Source organism: Streptomyces sp. CNQ085 (assembly GCF_022614595.1).
In the GTDB taxonomy this organism is placed as follows: domain Bacteria; phylum Actinomycetota; class Actinomycetes; order Streptomycetales; family Streptomycetaceae; genus Streptomyces.
Genome location: NZ_JAJFAU010000062.1, coordinates 10,105 through 11,071, shown reverse-complemented (window position 1 = coordinate 11,071; position 967 = coordinate 10,105). Strand labels below are relative to the sequence as shown.

Below are 967 nucleotides of genomic sequence, written 5' to 3'. Positions count from 1 at the left end.
CGTCCAGTTCGGCGTAGCTCCAGCGGCGGCCCTCGCCGGTCCTGTCGACGACGGCGTCACGGCCGGGGAAGGAGGGGACAAGGTGGCGTACCCGCGGCTGGCGTACCCGACGTACGAGGTGGGGGCGCGGCTGGCGGGTGCCGAGCCGGTCGTCTACGACGACTCGCCGCGTGAACTGGACCCCGAGGGCCTGCGGCTGCTGTGGCTCAACTCCCCCTCCAACCCCACCGGCCGGGTGCTGCCCGGGGAGGAGCTGAAGGCCACCGTCGCCTGGGCTCGCGAGCACGGGGTGCTGGTCTTCAGTGACGAGTGCTACCTGGAGCTGGGCTGGGAGGCCGAGCCCGTCTCCGTCCTCCACCCGGACGTCTGCGGCGGCAGCCACGAGGGCATCGTCGCCGTCCACTCGCTGTCCAAGCGCTCCAACCTGGCCGGCTACCGGGCGGCGTTCCTGGTCGGGGACGAGGCGGTCCTGGCGGAGCTGCTGCGGGTGCGCAAGCACGGGGGGATGATGGTGCCCGCCCCGGTGCAGGCCGCCACGGTGGCGGCGCTCGGCGACGACACACATGTGGCGGAGCAGCGTGAGCGCTATGCGGCGCGGCGCACGGCGCTGCGCACGGCGCTGGAGGCGAGCGGCTTCCGGATCGAGCACAGCGAGGCGTCGCTGTACCTGTGGGCCACGCGCGACGAGCCCTGCTGGGACACGGTCGGGGAACTGGCCCGGCGCGGGGTACTGGTGGCGCCCGGCGACTTCTACGGCCCCGCGGGCGAACGGTTCGTGCGGGTCGCCCTCACGGCCACCGACGAGCGTGTCGGAGAGGCGGTGCGGCGCCTGACCGCGTGAGACGCGGGGAGACGGCGGGGCCCGGGGCCGTACGGCCCCGGGCCCTGATCGTCGCAGTCAACAACGCGGAACCCCCGACCCCATGAAACACCCACCATCGAGTGGACTACCCATGGGGCTTGAGCC

The 967-nt window shown here is 73.6% G+C and carries 1 protein-coding gene; it reads left to right on the top strand.

Annotated features, from left to right (window positions below; translation table 11 throughout):
• Window positions 1-841: succinyldiaminopimelate transaminase (dapC, locus tag LJ221_RS12925; RefSeq protein ID WP_241716500.1), on the top strand; the 841-nt coding region annotated here is incomplete at its 5' end.
• Window positions 842-967: the final 126 nt, after the last annotated feature.